The sequence below is a fragment of the Phycicoccus ginsengisoli genome (assembly GCF_054779295.1).
On the sequence record NZ_BAAGYN010000002.1, the window covers coordinates 390,575 to 404,678 of the forward strand.

The following is a 14,104-nucleotide window of genomic DNA, read 5'->3' on the forward strand; positions in this document are numbered from 1 at the left end:
CGCCGTCCGGCGGGGTCGGTCGGGGCGGGGGCGTGGGAGCTGCGGCGGTCCATGGAGGTCACGCTAGGTCGGGAAGGGGCCTGCGCGCCTCTCGTTTCCTGACCGGTCGGGTGGCCTGCTTGGCGATGCACGAAGGCACTTCGTCCCGGCCGCGGGCCGCCAGAGCGCGGTAGGTGCTCGGCGGCATACCCACCAGCTCGGAGAACCGCGTGCTGAAGGTGCCCAGCGAGGAGCACCCGACTGCCGCGCAGACCTCGGTGACGGTGAGGTCGCCCCCGCGCAGCAGCGTCATGGCACGCTCGACGCGGCGCGTCATCAGGTAGGCATGGGGCGACTCGCCGTAGACGGCCTTGAACTGCCGGCCCAGGTGCCCCGTCGACAGGTGCGCCTCCCGTGCCAGGGCACCCACGCTGAGCGGCTGGGCGAAGTCGCGGTCGATGCGGACCCGGACCCTGCGCAGGCGTGCCAGGTCGCGCAGGCGCTGGGCCGCGGACGGTGCGAGCGTCACCCCGGCATCGTCGCACGACCCGCGACCGTGACAGTGGAGATGTCCGCTTCCGCTCCGAGGCGTCCGGCCTGCCGCAGCGGCAGGTCCAGTCCCGGACACGGCCCGGTGAGCTGGGCGACCGTCACCGCCGGTGGCGCGGCGGGTGGCGGGCAGAGTGGGGACAGGCGTGGGTATGCCGTGGTGCCCGGCGCAGGTGCGCCCCCGCTGGACGAGGCGTGGGCGCCGGTGCAGGCCGTGAGCGAGACGGCGGCCGCCAGCAGCGCCGCGGGGCGAGACGGACCACGCGGCGCATGGCCGCGTCGTACGGACGTACCGCACGCAGGCTGCGTGACGGTGCGCGAGAGGGGCCGCCGACATGGCGTCGGGCGGCCCCTCGAGCGGCCGTGACCGGCCGGGACGCCGCGGGTCAGGCGGAGGACGGTGCGGTCAGGCGGAGAAGGAGGTCTCCAGCGTGATCGGCACCGCTTTGAGGGCGGCACTGACGGGGCAGTTCTCCTTGGCGTCCTGGGCCGCCTTCTCGAAGTCCTCGGCGCTGATGCCGGGGACGGCGCCCACGACGGACAGCGCGATGCCCGTGATCCCGGTGCCGGGCTGGAACGTCACCGCGGCGGTCGTGTCGATGGTGGTCGGCGGGGTGCCGGCCTGGGCGAGGGCGTGCGACAACGCCATCGAGTAGCAGGTCGAGTGTGCGGCGGCGATGAGCTCCTCCGGGCTGGTCTTGCCGTTCGCCTCCTCCGCGCGGGAGGGCCAGGACACGGCATACGTCCCGACGCCGGAGGACTGGAGGGTGACCTCGCCGGAGCCCTCCATGAGGGAACCCTCCCAGTGGGCGGCGGCGGTGCGGGTGGTGGCCATGCTCTGCTCCTTCGCTGGTACGTCGAGCGGACGCGGGCGGTCCCGCGGCCAGCGTCCAATCTAGGCGGTCCATGGCCCCCCGCAACGGGCAGGGGACCTTGGGCCCTGCGCCCCGGACACCTCCGGGAGGACCATGGTCGTGCCGTCCGGACGCCCGTCCGGTGGCCCGAGGAGGGGTTGTGCTCGTCAGCGAACTGATGACCAGCGACGTCGTCGCCGTCGACACCGAGTGCCCGCTGGACGCGGCGGTGCGGCTGCTCGCCGACCGGCGCGTCTCGGCGTTGCCCGTCGTCGACCGCAGTGGCCTCGTCGTGGGCATCCTCAGCGAGGCCGACGTGCTGCGCCTGCACCTGGGCGCCGACTCACGCGCGCACCTGCGGCCGCTGGCCGCCACGACCGCGCAGGACGCCGCCTGGCCGCGCTACGTGGACGCCGTCATGACCCCCGACCCGGTGACGGTGCACCGCGGCGCCGACGTCTCGGAGGTCGCGGCCTGCATGGCCGACACCGGGTGGAAGAGCATCCCCGTGGTCGACGACCACGGGGCGCTGTGCGGGATCGTCAGCCGCAGCGACGTGATCCGGGTGCTCGGGCGTGCGGACGCAGAGATCTGGACCCAGGTGGTCCACGACATCGCGGCCGTCGCGGGGGAGGGCTGCACCGTCGAGGTGCGGCGAGGGGTGGTCACGCTCTCGGGCCTTGCTTCCGACAGCGCGGCGCGGGTGGCGTCGGCGATCGCCTCCACGGCTCCAGGGGTGCGCTCCGTGGTCGTCGACTCCACGCCACGCGATGCGCGGAGTGAGGCCTGACCCGCCCCGCTGGCCTCCTACGATGGGGCCCGTGGCAGCCGACGAGACGCCTGACGCGACGGGACCGGGCAGCATGCTCCGGCTCTCGGCGCTGGAGCTGGACGACCTGCTGGACGAGCTCCGCGACCGGGCGGGCAGTGCCCGCGCCGCCCAGGAACGGCTCTCCGCCCTGCTCGACGCCGTGGTGGCGGTGAGTTCCGACCTCGAGCTGCCGACGGTCCTGCGCAGGATCGTGGAGTCCGCCTGCCACCTGGTGGGGGCGCGCTACGGGGCCCTGGGCGTGCTCGGGCCGGAGGGCGACCAGCTCGTGGAGTTCGTGACCTACGGGGTGAGCGAGGAGGAGCGGGAGCGCATCGGCCCGCTGCCGCACGGGCGGGGGCTGCTCGGGCTGCTCATCCACAGCCCGCACCCGCAGCGGGTCGCCGACATCCACGAGCACCCGGAGTCCTACGGCTTCCCGGAGAACCACCCGCTCATGACGAGCTTCCTCGGCACGCCGATCCGGATCCGCAACGAGGTGTTCGGCAACCTGTACATGACCGACAAGCTCTCGGGCACCGAGTTCACCGCCGACGACGAGGTGATCCTCACCGCCCTCGCGGCCGCGGCCGGCGTCGCCATCGACAACGCCCGGCTCTACAACCGCAGCGTCACCCAGCAACGGTGGGGTGAGGCGACCCGTGACCTCGTCTCGGCGCTGCTCCAGGGGCGGGCGCAGGGCGACGTGCTCGCCAACGCGGTCCACCACGTCCTCGAGCTCACCGACGCCACGAGCTGCGCGATCGCCGTTCCCCGGGGCAGCGACCTCGTGGTCGCAGCAGCCGCGGGTGAGGGCGCGCCCCAGGTCGGGACGGTCGTCCACGACCAGGACTGGCTCGCCGAGCTGGCCTCCCCGTCCCGGGGGGTGCATGAGGCGGAGGGCGGGCTGGTGCTGGTCTCCCTGGGTGCGGGGGGCGAGCCGCTGGGCGTGCTGGCCGTCCGGGACATGACCACCGTCAACGGCTTCACCGCACCGCTGCTCGACTTCGGCCAACGGCTCGGGGTCGGGCTGACGGCTGCCCAGGCCCAGGAGGAGCGTGGTCGCATCGACCTGCTGGAGGACCGGGACCGGATCGCCCGCGACATGCACGACCACGTCATCCAGCGACTGTTCGCCACCGGCCTGTCGCTGCAGTCGCTGGGCCGGCAGCTCACCGACGCTGCGGCCCGGGAGCGGGTCGAGGCCGCGGTCGACGAGGTCGACGCCGTGATCAAGGACATCCGCCACACCATCTTCGCGCTGCACCGCTCACCCGACTCGCGCAGCCTCGCGTCGGAGGTCACGACGCTGTGCGAGAACGCCGTGGTCACCCTGGGGTTCGCCCCCTCCCTCACGGTGAGAGGCACCCTCGCCGACGTGCCCGAGCAGCTCGCCGCCGACCTGCTCGCGGTGGTCCGGGAGGCCCTCAGCAACGCCGCGCGCCACGCCGGCGCGAGCGTCGTGTCGGTGCTGGTGGACGCGGCCGACCAGCTGCGGGTGGAGGTGCGGGACAACGGTCGGGGCGTGCAGCCCGGCACCCGCCGCTCCGGCCTGGACAACCTCGCCCGCCGCGCCACGACCCGGGGCGGCCAGCTGGTCATCGGCGTGCCGGCCGAGGGGGGCACCGAGCTCGTCTGGTCCGTCCCGTTGGAGAAGGCCTGACGGTCGTCCGCCCACGCCACGGGGTCGTGCCGGGTTCCCGACAGGGCCCGCTCGCGGGTCCCCGTCCACAGGGACCTTGGCCCCTGTCCCGCGGCCCGGCTGAACCGTCAGCATGGGCCGCATGAATGTGACGTCGCTGGCCCCGCGGGGCCGTCGCCCGGCCACGCTGGGTGACGAACCCGACCTCAGCTGGGGCGAGGTGGTCGTCGGCTACGACGCGACCCCGGCGGCCGACGCGGCGGTGCGGTGGGCGGCCGTCGAGGCCGAGCGCTTGGGCTCGGTGCTCACGGTCGTCTGCGCGGTCGAGCTCGGCGCAGGGGCAGGGCTGGGCGCCCGTGCACCGGAGGCGGTCCGGATGGGTCGGGAGCTGGCTCGGCGGGGCGCGCAGATCGCCCACGACGCCGCTCCCGGCGCTGCTCCGGCTCGGGTCGTGGGGACCGCGGGCGGTGCCGCCGGGGAGCTCGTCGCGCGGTCGGCCTCCGCGGCGCTCGTCGTGGTCGGTGCGGCTCGCGCACGGGGCGTCGCCGCCCTGGGGTCCGTGTCGTTCGGCGTGACCCTGCACGCCCGCTGCCCGGTCGTGCTGGTGCCCGAGCACGCGGACCCCCGCTTGGCCTCGCGCGACGTCGTCGTCGGGGTCGACGGCTCGCGGTCCTCGAGGTCGGCGCTCGACCTCGGGGCGCGCCTGGCCCTGGCCGGTGGCGGGGACGTCCGGGTCGTGACGGCGTGGCAGCCCACGGGACCGGGGCCGCTGACCGCGACCCCCGGCGACCAGGCCTTCGTCTCGCAGGCACGCGAGGAGGAGGCCCGGCGCGAGCTCGCGGGAGCTGTCGAGCACGTACGGCACGAGCACCCCGACCTGGACGTGGGCGGGTCGGTGGTGCAGGGACCGGTCGCCGACGTCCTCAGCGCCAGCGCGCAGGACGCGGGGCTGCTCGTCGTCGGGAGTCGCGGCCACGGCGGCTTCGCCGGGCTGGCGCTCGGCTCGGTCTGCCACTCGGTCGTGCGCACGGCACTCGTGCCGGTGGCGGTCGTCCGGCAGGGGTGGTGGTGAAGCGCCCGGGGTCGCCCATGACGCCCTAGGCTGGGACCGACCGGAGGTGGTTCTGTGAAGATCGGTGTGTACCTGCTCGACGACCACGAGGTGGTCCGGCGCGGGCTTCGCGAGCTGTTGGAGGTCGAGGAGGACCTCGTCGTAGTCGGCGAGTCCGGCAGCGCCCAGGAGGCCGCCCGGCGGATCCCCGCCCTGCGACCCTCCGTGATGGTCCTGGACGCCCGGCTGCCCGACGGGTCGGGCATCGACGTGTGCCGTGACGTGCGCTCGGTCGACCCTTCCATCGCCGGGCTCATCCTCACTTCCTACGACGACGACGCGGCCCTTACCGCAGCCGTGGCCGCGGGCGCCGCCGGCTACGTCCTCAAGGACGTCCACGGCAGCGACCTGGTCAGCTCGATCAGGCGCGTCGCGGCCGGTGAGACGCTGCTCGACGCCGCGGTGGTCCAGCGGCTCAGGGCCCAGTGGGGCCACGAGCAACCGACCGACCCCCGGCTGGCCAGCCTCACCCCGCAGGAGCGCCGCATCCTCGAGTGCGTCGGCGAGGGTCTGACGAACCGGCAGATCGGCGAACGGCTGTCGCTGGCGGAGAAGACCGTCAAGAACTACGTCACGTCGGTCCTGGGCAAGCTCGGCATGGAGCGGCGCACCCAGGCTGCGGTCTACGTCGCCGGTCAGGGGCTGAACCACAACAACCACAACGGTGCCGGGTCGCACGACTCGACCGCCCGCGGGTGACCCGTACGAGCGCGGCGGACCCGCACGAGACCGGGTCCGGCACCTTCTCCGGTCAGCCGACCGCGCGTCCGCTGACGGACTGGGCCCGCACCCGCACCCAGGTCATCGACTCGGGCTGTACGGGAACCCACAGGGCCGGCGCGTGCTGGTCGAGCCGGCGCGCCTCGGCCTCCTCCTCGACGATGGTCGCGATTCCCTGGACGAGCACGCTCCAGCCGGTCCGCGTCGTCGGGTCGAACGCGTCGGCCTCGTAGGCGACCCGCTCGCGGTCGACCGCGGCCTGGATCTTCGAACTGCCGGCCGTTCGGAAGCAGACGTCCACGCCGTCGACGAGGTGCGCCACCGGCAGCACCGTGATCTCGCCGTCGAGCTCGAAGGCGATCCGGCCCACGGGCGTCGACGCGACCAGCTCGAGGCACTCATCGAGATCGAGCACCCGCAGCCCCGTGTGGTCCGTCGGGACGTCGACACCGGGACGACGGGCGCCGGCCGACCGGGCCTGGTCGGTGGTCATGGCGCCACCACCTGTGACCCCGAGGCGGACACGGCTGCTGCCGAGGGCACGGTCTCGAGCTGGGTCCGCACCACCATCACCGGGCAGTGCGCGTGGTGCAGGACGCCCTGGCTCACCGACCCCAGGACCAGGCCGCCGAAGCCACCACGACCGCGGCTGCCGACCACGAGGAGCTCGGCACCCTTGGAGTGGTCGACGAGCGCCTGCACAGGATGGGCGTTGAGCACGTGCTTGCGGACGGTGACGCCGGGATACGTCCGGACCCACCGGGCGACGGAGTCGTCCGCCAGCCGGCGCTCCTCCTCGGCCAGCTCGGCGACCTGGGTGTCGGTCGCCAGGACGGCCAGCCCGGTCCCGGCATAGTCGAGGAACCACGCGTGGACCACTGTCAGGGGGAGTCCGCGGGCGTCGGCCTGTCGGAAGGCCTCGGCGAGCGCGCCCTCGCTCAGCGGCGAGCCGTCGATCCCGACGACGACCCCGGGCCGGTCGGGCAGTGGCTGGAAGAGCTCGCGCACCACGACCACCGGGCTGTGGGCGTGGGCGGCGACGTCGAGGGAGGTCGACCCGAGCATGGCGCTGCGCAGGGCCCCGCGGCCGCGCGCGCCGATGACCACCATGGTGGCGTCGCGGGAGGCGTCGACCAGCATGGGGGCGGCCGAGCCGTGGCCACCGGAGGCCATGACCTCAGCGTCGGGGGAGAGGGCACGGACCCGGGCGGTCGCGTCCTCGAGGACGCCGTCGACGCCGGGCCGGGTGAAGGCGGTGTCGACCGCCGGCCCGCGCAGCGGCATCGGCTGGGCGTGGACGAGCTCGAGGGGGAGCTTGCGCCGTCGCGCCTCGTCGACGGCCCAGTCCAGGGCAAGGCGGCTCTGCGGGCTCTCGTCGACGCCCACGACGATCGGGTGCCGCGTGCTGGTGGTCGACATTTGCTCCTCCTGGGGTCGGTGTGGCATGAGCGGTCGGCTCCTGCCCGTCCAGCCTCATTGCCGCGGTGGCTGTGGGACAGGGACTTTGGGCCTTGAAGCGGTGGAAGCGGACAGGGCACCGTGGAGCCATGGACGCCAACCAACCCGTCGCCGGTGCAGCACCCCTGGAGCTCCTGGACGTGCCGGAGTGCTGGGCCCTGCTGCGCGAGCAACCGGTCGGGCGGCTGGCCGTCCTGCACGACGGACGGCCGGACATCTTCCCGGTCAACTTCGTGGTCGACCACGGCAGCGTCGTCTTCCGCACGGGGTCGGGCACGCTCTTCGCCAGCTCGGCCGGGTCGTGGGTGGCCTTCGAGGTCGACGGGTATGCCGCGGAGCAGGGGACCGCGTGGAGCGTCGTCCTGCGCGGCCACGCCCGTGAGGTGCACGACGTGGACGACATCCTGGACGTGCTGACCCTGCCGCTGCTGCCGTGGCACGCCGGCCCGAAGCCACGTCTGGTCCGCATCGAGCCCGACTCGGTGAGCGGTCGCCGGTTCCCGGTGCGCGGTGGCTACCGCGCCACGACCACCGCTCCCGCTCGACCCGCCGAGTGAGGACCGTCGGCCTCGCGGAGCTCGAGTGCCGCCTCGCCGCGCTGCCCGGCGAGCCCCGGGTGGTGGTCAGCGGCAACGCCGCCACGCCGTGGACCGTCGTCGCCGCGCTCGACCGGGCGGTCCCGGCATACCGGCTCTGGATGCTGAACGCCGGCACCGGGGTGCCGACACGGGAGGGGGTCGTCGCCGAGACGACGTTCGTGGGGCCCGGGATGCGCCACCACCCGGCGCTGTCGTACCTGCCGTGCCGGCTGTCGATGGCACCGCTCCTGCTCCGGACCGTGACACCGCCCGACGTGGTGGTCGTGCACTGCGCCCCGGGGGAGGACGGGCGGCTCAGCCTGGGTGCGGAGGTCAACGTGCTGCCCGCGGCCGTGGAGGCCTGCCGTGCGCGGGACGGTCTGGTCGTCGCGGTGCTGAACCGGCACATGCCGTACACGTACGGCGACGGGGAGCTCGAGGAGTCGATGGTCGACCTGGCCGTCGAGGTCGACGAGCCGCTGCCGACGCCCGTGCCGGCGGTGCCCGACGACGCCAGCCGCCAGGTGGCCGAACGGGTGGCGGCCCGGGTCGAGGACGGCGCCACGATCCAGATGGGGATCGGCGCGGTGCCCGACTGCGTCGTGGCGGGCCTGACCGCACGGCGCGGACTGGGGATCTGGACCGAGATGTTCTCCGACGGGCTGCTCTCGCTGCACGCGGCCGGCGCGCTGGACCCCGACCGGCCCGTGACGGCGTCGTTCTGCTTCGGCTCGCCGGAGCTCTACGCCCACGTCGACCACAACCGCACGATCCGGATGCTGCGCACCGAGCGCACGAACGACCCCGGCCGGATCGCGGCCAACCCCGCCATGGTCAGCATCAACACCGCGTTGGAGGTCGACCTCTACGGGCAGGTGAACGCCTCGCGGGTGGGTGGGCGGATCCACTCGGGCTACGGCGGCCAGACCGACTTCGTCGTGGGGGCCCTGCACTCGCCCGGGGGGCAGGCGCTCATCGCCCTGCGCAGCTGGCACCCGCGGGCCGACGTGTCGACCGTCGTGCCACTGCTCGACGAGCCGGTGACGTCGTTCCAGCCGAGTGCGGTGCTGACCGAGCACGGGGCGGCGCCGCTGTTCGGGTGCGACCAGCAGGCGCAGGCCCGGGCGCTGATCGAGCACGCCGCCCACCCGCGGGTGCGCGACGAGCTGTGGGAGGAGGCGCAGGCCCTCGGCCTCGCCGCCGGCTGACGCGACGGGGGCGACCCGACGCGGGCGACACGACGGAGCCGCCGCGACCAGGTGTGGTCGCGGCGGCTCGGTGCGTGGGCTCGGTGCGTGGGCTAGGTGCGTGGGCTCGGTGCGTGGGCTCGGTGCGTGGGCTCGGTGCGTGGGCTGGGTGCCCGCGATCGGTGCGTGTTGCTCAGTGGCCGCGGAGCAGCTCCTCGAACGGCACGGGGTCGGCGAACTCGTCCGGCCGCTCGCGCCGCCGGCCCTGGCCGGAGACGAGGTCGGCCAGCTCGCCGGCGGCCACCTCGACCCGTCGCGCCAGGCCGCCGTCGACGGTGCCGCCGGAGCCCCAGTCCTCGGAGGCCGCGAAGACCGCGGTCGGCACAGTGACCGCCTTGAGGTAGGTGAACACCGGGCGCATCGCGTGCTCGAGGACGAGCGAGTGCCGTGCGGTGCCGGCCGTCGCGGCCAGCAGGACCGGCGTGCCCCGCAGCGAGCCGTCGTCGAGCACGTCGACGAAGGTCTTGAACAGCCCGCTGAACGAGCCCTGGTAGACCGGCGTCACCGCGATGACCGCGTCGGCTGCGGCGACCGAGTCCAGTGCGGCCCGCAGCTCGCCGGTGGCGAACCCGGTGAGCAGCGTCGAGGCCAGCGCTTGCGCGTGGTCGCGCAGCTCCACGACCTCGACCTGCGACTCCACGCCGCGCTCGAGGAGCGCGTCGCGGGTCGCCTCGGCGAGCCGGTCGCCCAGCAGGCGCGTCGACGACGGCTGCCCGAGACCGGCCTGGATCACGACGACCCGGCGGGGTGTGGCCGTGGTCATTCAGGCCACCTCCTCGGCGGTGAGCCCGGTGACCTCGTCGACGCCGTGGACCGTGAGGTCACGCGCGCCACCGGCGGCCGCCACGCGCGAGGCGTGGGTCGGGGCGTCCGGCACGTGCGCCGGCCTGCGGGCCTCGGCGATGCGCCGCAGCTCGGGGACGACCTGCGTGCCGAGGAGCTCCACCTGCTCCAGCACCGTCTCGTGCGGGAGACCGGCGTGGTCAATGAGGAACAGCTGGCGCTGGTAGTCGCCCACCTCGTCGGCCATCGCGGCATACCGCTCGATCACCTGCTGCGGGCTGCCCACGGTGAGGGGCGTCTCGCGGGTGAACTCCTCCAGCGACGGGCCGTGCCCGTAGACCGGGGCGTTGTCGAAGTAGGGCCGGAACTCGCGCACGGCGTCCTGGCTGTTGGGGCGCATGAACACCTGCCCCCCGAGGCCGACGATGGCCTGATCGGCCTTCCCGTGGCCGTAGTGCTCGAACCGGCGGCGGTACAGCGCCACCATCTGCTTGGTGTGGCTCATCGGCCAGAAGATGTTGTTGTGGAAGAAGCCGTCTCCGTAGTAGGCGGCCTGCTCCGCGATCTCGGGGGAGCGGATCGAGCCGTGCCAGACGAACGGCGCGACACCGTCGAGCGGGCGCGGCGTGGACGTGAACGACTGCAGCGGCGTGCGGTACTTGCCGGACCAGGTGACGTTCTCCTCGGTCCACAGCCTGCGCAGCAGCGCGTAGTTCTCGACGGCCAGCGGGATGCCGTCGCGGATGTCCTTGCCGAACCACGGGTAGACCGGCCCGGTGTTGCCGCGGCCCATCATGAGGTCGACGCGGCCGTCGGCGAGGTGCTGCAGGTAGGCGTAGTCCTCGGCGATGCGCACCGGGTCGTTGGTCGTGATCAGCGTCGTCGCGGTCGACAGGACGATGCGGGAGGTCCGGGCGGCGATGTGGGCCAGCAGCACCGGCGGGTTGGCGGGGGCGGCGAACGGCGGGTTGTGGTGCTCGCCGGTGGCGAAGACGTCCAGCCCGACCTGCTCGGCCCGGACCGCGAGCTCGACGGTGTTCTTGATCCGCTCGTTCTCGCTCAGGGTGCGGCCGGTCGTGGGGTCCTGGGTGACGTCCCCGACGGTGAAGATGCCGAACTGCATGGTGCTCGTGCTCCTCGTTCTGCTCTCGCTGGGTAGTTGCGATTTCAATTACCCTAACGGGGTATCGGGTCCCCCTATTCCGCGGGGGAGGCGGCGAGGCCCGTGCAGGCGCGGGACTGCTTCCACAGCGACTGCAGGCGCGCGCTGTCGGCGGCTCGCGGGACCCTCGGTATGCCGTCGGTGCCGATGAGCATGGGTGTCCAGACCGCCTTGCGCACGGCACTGGCGGCCGTGCGCCTCGTGCCCTTCGCCGCCGCCACGTCGACGGACAGGGTGAGGACGCCGGAGCGCGAGTCGGGCTCGCGGCTGCGCCACCAGACGAAGTTGCCCAGGCCGTAGTCGACGTAGGAGCGGCCGAGCCAGCCCGCCCCGTTGACCCGGTGGGAGTGGCCGCCGACGACGATGTCCGCTCCGGCCTGCTCCAGGACCCGTGCGGTGTCGATCGACAGCCGGTCGGGGCACTGCTGGTAGTCCGTGCCCCAGTGCAGGAACACGACGACGAGGTCGTAGCGGCGGGCCGCCCGCTCGACCGCCGACCGGATGCGCGTCGTCGGCATGCTCGAGGCGATCCCCGCCTTCTCCGGGCCGGCGGAGTACCGCGCGAGGGTCATCTCGTACACCTGCGAGACACCGAACACCGCCACCCGCAGCCCCTTGGCCTCCACGACGGCCGGGGCGAAGGCCTCGTCCTCGTCCCGGCCGATGCCGACGACCGGGACCGGGCTGGTGCGCTTGGCGGCGAGGGTGTCCTGCAGCCCGACCGGGCCGTAGTCGACGCCGTGGTTGTTCGCCATGCTCACCACGTCGATGCCGGCGCCGCGGACGGTCTCCAGGGCCGAGGCCGGCGCGCGGAAGTGGAACTCCTTGCCGATCCTGGTGCCTCGCTCGGTGATGGCCGTCTCGAGGTTGGCCACGGCGAGGTCCGCGGCCCCGAGGGTGGCCTGCAGCTCCGCCAGCCCCCGCGGGTCGCGGGCCAGCGGGGCGAGGTACTCCTCGAAGTGGATGTCTCCCGCGAAGGCCATGGTCAGGGTCCCCGGGTCGGACGACGTGCTCGCCGCCCCGGCCCCGGACGTCGTGGGCGCGGCTCCCCGGGTGGCCGTGCGCTCGGTTGTCGCCGAGGGGGAGGAGGAGGGAGCGGGCGCCGTCCCGGTCGCCGCCGGTCGTCCCGTGGCCGCTCGCGCCCCCGGCCCCGTCGCCGACCCCTCGGCCGCCCCCGCGCACCCAGCGGCCAGCAGCGCGCAGAGCGCGGCGACGGCTGGGGTGGACAGGCGCATGGGGGCCGAGTGTAGGTCCGCCTAGGATCTCCGTCGTGGAGGCGCCAGCGTCGGGGCACGCCCGGTTCGGGACGGTGTCGGCGACCAGGCCGGTGGAGGTCCGTCACGACCTGTCCGGGCTCGACCGCGGCTTCTGGGCCCTGGTCGTCAGCTTCGAGGGCGAGGTCACCGCGGTCCGGTTCGCCGACGTCGACCGGGACGCCCCGCCACCGCCCGCGGTCCCCTGGGCCCCCCTGGACCGGGAGTGGCGCACGAGCCTGGACCACGCGGCCTACCTCGACGGGGTGGCCGAGGTGCGCGAGCGGATCGCCGCCGGGACGGTGTACCAGGTCAACCTCTGCCGCGTGCTGTCCCACCGGTTGCCCGAGGACGCCGACCTCGACGGCCTCGCCCAGCTGCTCGCCCGCGGCAACCCCGCACCGCACGCGGGTCGGGTGCACGTCCCCGAGGCGGGGGTGGACGTCGTCTGCGCCAGTCCCGAGGCATACCTGCTGCGGGACGGGGACCGGCTCGAGTCCAGGCCCATCAAGGGGACGGCCGTCACGCTGGGCACGATGCTCGCCAAGGACTACGCCGAGAACGTCATGATCGTCGACCTCGTCCGCAACGACCTGTCGCACGTCTGTCGCGAGGGGACGGTGCGCGTCGACGCCCTCTGCCGTCCGGAGGAGCACCCGGGCATGGTGCACCTCGTCTCCACGGTGAGCGGCGAGCTGCGCCCGGGGGTGGGGTGGGACGACGTGTTTGCGGCGACCTTCCCGCCCGGGTCGGTGTCCGGAGCGCCCAAGCACACGGCACTGCAGGCCATCGCCGACCTCGAGACGCAGGCGCGGGGACCGTACTGCGGTGCGGTCGGCTGGGTCGACGGCGACGCGGGGCGAGCGGAACTCGCGGTCGGCATCCGGTCGTTCTGGGCAGACCGGGACGAGGACGGTCACCGGTGGCTGCGGTTCGGGGCCGGCGCGGGCATCACGTGGGGGTCCGACCCCGAGCAGGAATGGGTGGAGACTCAGGTGAAGTCCCGACGGCTGGTGGGGTTGGCGTCTGGAAGGGTGGAGGCATGAGCAACGAGCCGAGGGTGTGGGTCAACGGCAGGCTGACCGGCGTCGACGAGCCGTCGATCGCGGCGCTCGACCACGGGGTGACGGTCGGGGACGGCGCGTTCGAGACGGCCAAGGTCGACCGGGGCCAGGTCTTCGCGGCGACGCGGCACGCGCGTCGGCTCGACCGCACGCTGGCCGGGCTCGGGCTGCCGCCGGCCGACCACGACCACATCGCCGAGGGGGTCAAGGCGGTCCTCGGGGCGGGCCCGGAGATCGAGTTCGGGCGGCTGCGCTACTCGGTGACCGGGGGAGCGGGGCCGCTCGGCTCCGACCGCGACTCGGGCCCGCTCACCTACATCGTCACGGCCGGGGCCCAGCCCCGGCCGCCGGCCAGCGCCGCAGTCGCGGTGGTCCCCTGGGTGCGCAACGAGCGCTCCGCCGTCGCGGGCCTGAAGACCACCTCGTATGCCGAGAACGTCGTCGCCCTCGCGTACGCCAAGGAGCGGGGCGCGATCGAGGCGGTCTTCGGCAACACCCGCGGTGAGCTGTGCGAGGGCACCGGCTCCAACATCTTCGTCGTCGTCGACGGCGTCGTCATCACCCCGCCGCTGGAGTCCGGCTGCCTCGCCGGGATCACCCGCGAGGTGACCATCGAGTGGTGCCGTGAGGACGGCATGGACGTCCGCGAGCAGACCCTGCCCCTGGAGGTGCTGCGGGACGCCGACGAGGTGTTCATCACCAGCTCCACCAAGGACGTCCTGGCGGTCCACGCCGTCGACGACCGGTCGCTCGAGCCGGGCCCCGTGACGGCGCGTGCGGCCGCCGTCTTCGCGCGGCTCTGCTCGGAGCGGGTGGACCCGTGACCGACCGGCAGCGGTCCCGGTCGCGGCCTCCGTCGGGGCCCGAGCTGGACCCAGGCTCGGAGCCCGGGCTGG

General features: G+C 74.0%; 15 protein-coding genes. 8 read left to right on the forward strand and 7 right to left on the reverse strand.

Features of this window, described 5'->3' with window-relative positions:
• Nucleotides 1-58 precede the first annotated feature (58 nt).
• Both ACYVDO_RS04465 and ACYVDO_RS04470 read right to left on the reverse strand, forming a co-directional pair.
• Complete coding sequence (locus tag ACYVDO_RS04465) at nt 59-508, reverse strand: helix-turn-helix transcriptional regulator (RefSeq protein ID WP_460933132.1); 450 nt, start codon at nt 506-508, stop codon at nt 59-61.
• Nucleotides 509-934: 426 nt separating this feature from the next.
• On the reverse strand, nt 935-1,363 hold the full coding sequence (locus ACYVDO_RS04470; RefSeq protein WP_460933134.1) for an OsmC family protein: 429 nt from the start codon (nt 1,361-1,363) through the stop codon (nt 935-937).
• Between the two features lie 179 nt (nt 1,364-1,542).
• Between ACYVDO_RS04470 and ACYVDO_RS04475 the strand changes: the two genes are divergently transcribed.
• The 4 genes from ACYVDO_RS04475 (at nt 1,543) to ACYVDO_RS04490 (ending at nt 5,642) form a co-directional block, all read left to right on the forward strand.
• A complete protein-coding gene (locus ACYVDO_RS04475; RefSeq protein WP_460933136.1) occupies nt 1,543-2,172 on the forward strand; it encodes a CBS domain-containing protein in 630 nt (209 codons plus the stop codon).
• A gap of 31 nt (nt 2,173-2,203) precedes the next feature.
• Complete coding sequence (locus tag ACYVDO_RS04480) at nt 2,204-3,853, forward strand: GAF domain-containing sensor histidine kinase (RefSeq protein WP_460933138.1); 1,650 nt, start codon at nt 2,204-2,206, stop codon at nt 3,851-3,853.
• Between the two features lie 121 nt (nt 3,854-3,974).
• Entirely contained in the window at nt 3,975-4,904 is a 930-nt protein-coding gene (locus ACYVDO_RS04485; RefSeq protein WP_460933140.1) for a universal stress protein, read from the forward strand.
• A 54-nt stretch (nt 4,905-4,958) separates the two neighbouring features.
• Nucleotides 4,959-5,642, forward strand: coding sequence for a response regulator (locus ACYVDO_RS04490; RefSeq protein WP_460933142.1), 684 nt, complete (start codon nt 4,959-4,961; stop codon nt 5,640-5,642).
• Between the two features lie 52 nt (nt 5,643-5,694).
• On the opposite strand, the gene ACYVDO_RS04495 is transcribed toward ACYVDO_RS04490, so the two are convergent.
• On the reverse strand, nt 5,695-6,156 hold the full coding sequence (locus ACYVDO_RS04495) for a pyridoxamine 5'-phosphate oxidase family protein (RefSeq protein WP_460933144.1): 462 nt from the start codon (nt 6,154-6,156) through the stop codon (nt 5,695-5,697).
• Entirely contained in the window at nt 6,153-7,082 is a 930-nt protein-coding gene (locus tag ACYVDO_RS04500) for a universal stress protein (protein ID WP_460933146.1), read from the reverse strand. The genes ACYVDO_RS04495 and ACYVDO_RS04500 overlap by 4 nt, the downstream gene beginning before the upstream one ends.
• Before the next feature lie 128 nt (nt 7,083-7,210).
• Between ACYVDO_RS04500 and ACYVDO_RS04505 the strand changes: the two genes are divergently transcribed.
• Together ACYVDO_RS04505 and ACYVDO_RS04510 are read left to right on the forward strand one after the other, a co-directional pair.
• On the forward strand, nt 7,211-7,678 hold the full coding sequence (locus ACYVDO_RS04505) for a pyridoxamine 5'-phosphate oxidase family protein (RefSeq protein WP_460933148.1): 468 nt from the start codon (nt 7,211-7,213) through the stop codon (nt 7,676-7,678).
• Entirely contained in the window at nt 7,675-8,907 is a 1,233-nt protein-coding gene (locus tag ACYVDO_RS04510) for an acetyl-CoA hydrolase/transferase family protein (RefSeq protein ID WP_460933150.1), read from the forward strand. Before ACYVDO_RS04505 ends, ACYVDO_RS04510 begins: the two co-directional genes overlap by 4 nt.
• Nucleotides 8,908-9,079: 172 nt before the next feature.
• Here ACYVDO_RS04510 and ACYVDO_RS04515 read toward each other — a convergent pair whose 3' ends face one another.
• From ACYVDO_RS04515 to ACYVDO_RS04525, 3 genes are all read right to left on the reverse strand, one after another.
• Nucleotides 9,080-9,709 carry an FMN reductase gene (locus ACYVDO_RS04515; protein WP_460933152.1) on the reverse strand — a complete coding sequence of 210 codons (630 nt, stop codon included), beginning with the start codon at nt 9,707-9,709 and terminating at the stop codon, nt 9,080-9,082.
• Nucleotides 9,710-10,852 carry an LLM class flavin-dependent oxidoreductase gene (locus ACYVDO_RS04520; protein WP_460933155.1) on the reverse strand — a complete coding sequence of 381 codons (1,143 nt, stop codon included), beginning with the start codon at nt 10,850-10,852 and terminating at the stop codon, nt 9,710-9,712.
• Between the two features lie 74 nt (nt 10,853-10,926).
• Entirely contained in the window at nt 10,927-12,126 is a 1,200-nt protein-coding gene (locus ACYVDO_RS04525; protein WP_460933157.1) for a CapA family protein, read from the reverse strand.
• Nucleotides 12,127-12,161: 35 nt separating this feature from the next.
• Between ACYVDO_RS04525 and ACYVDO_RS04530 the strand changes: the two genes are divergently transcribed.
• Both ACYVDO_RS04530 and ACYVDO_RS04535 read left to right on the forward strand, forming a co-directional pair.
• The gene (locus ACYVDO_RS04530) at nt 12,162-13,190 is read left to right on the forward strand and encodes a chorismate-binding protein (RefSeq protein ID WP_460933159.1); all 1,029 of its coding nucleotides are present in this window, start codon (nt 12,162-12,164) and stop codon (nt 13,188-13,190) included.
• Nucleotides 13,187-14,032, forward strand: coding sequence for an aminotransferase class IV (locus tag ACYVDO_RS04535; protein ID WP_460933161.1), 846 nt, complete (start codon nt 13,187-13,189; stop codon nt 14,030-14,032). The genes ACYVDO_RS04530 and ACYVDO_RS04535 overlap by 4 nt, the downstream gene beginning before the upstream one ends.
• Nucleotides 14,033-14,104: the final 72 nt, after the last annotated feature.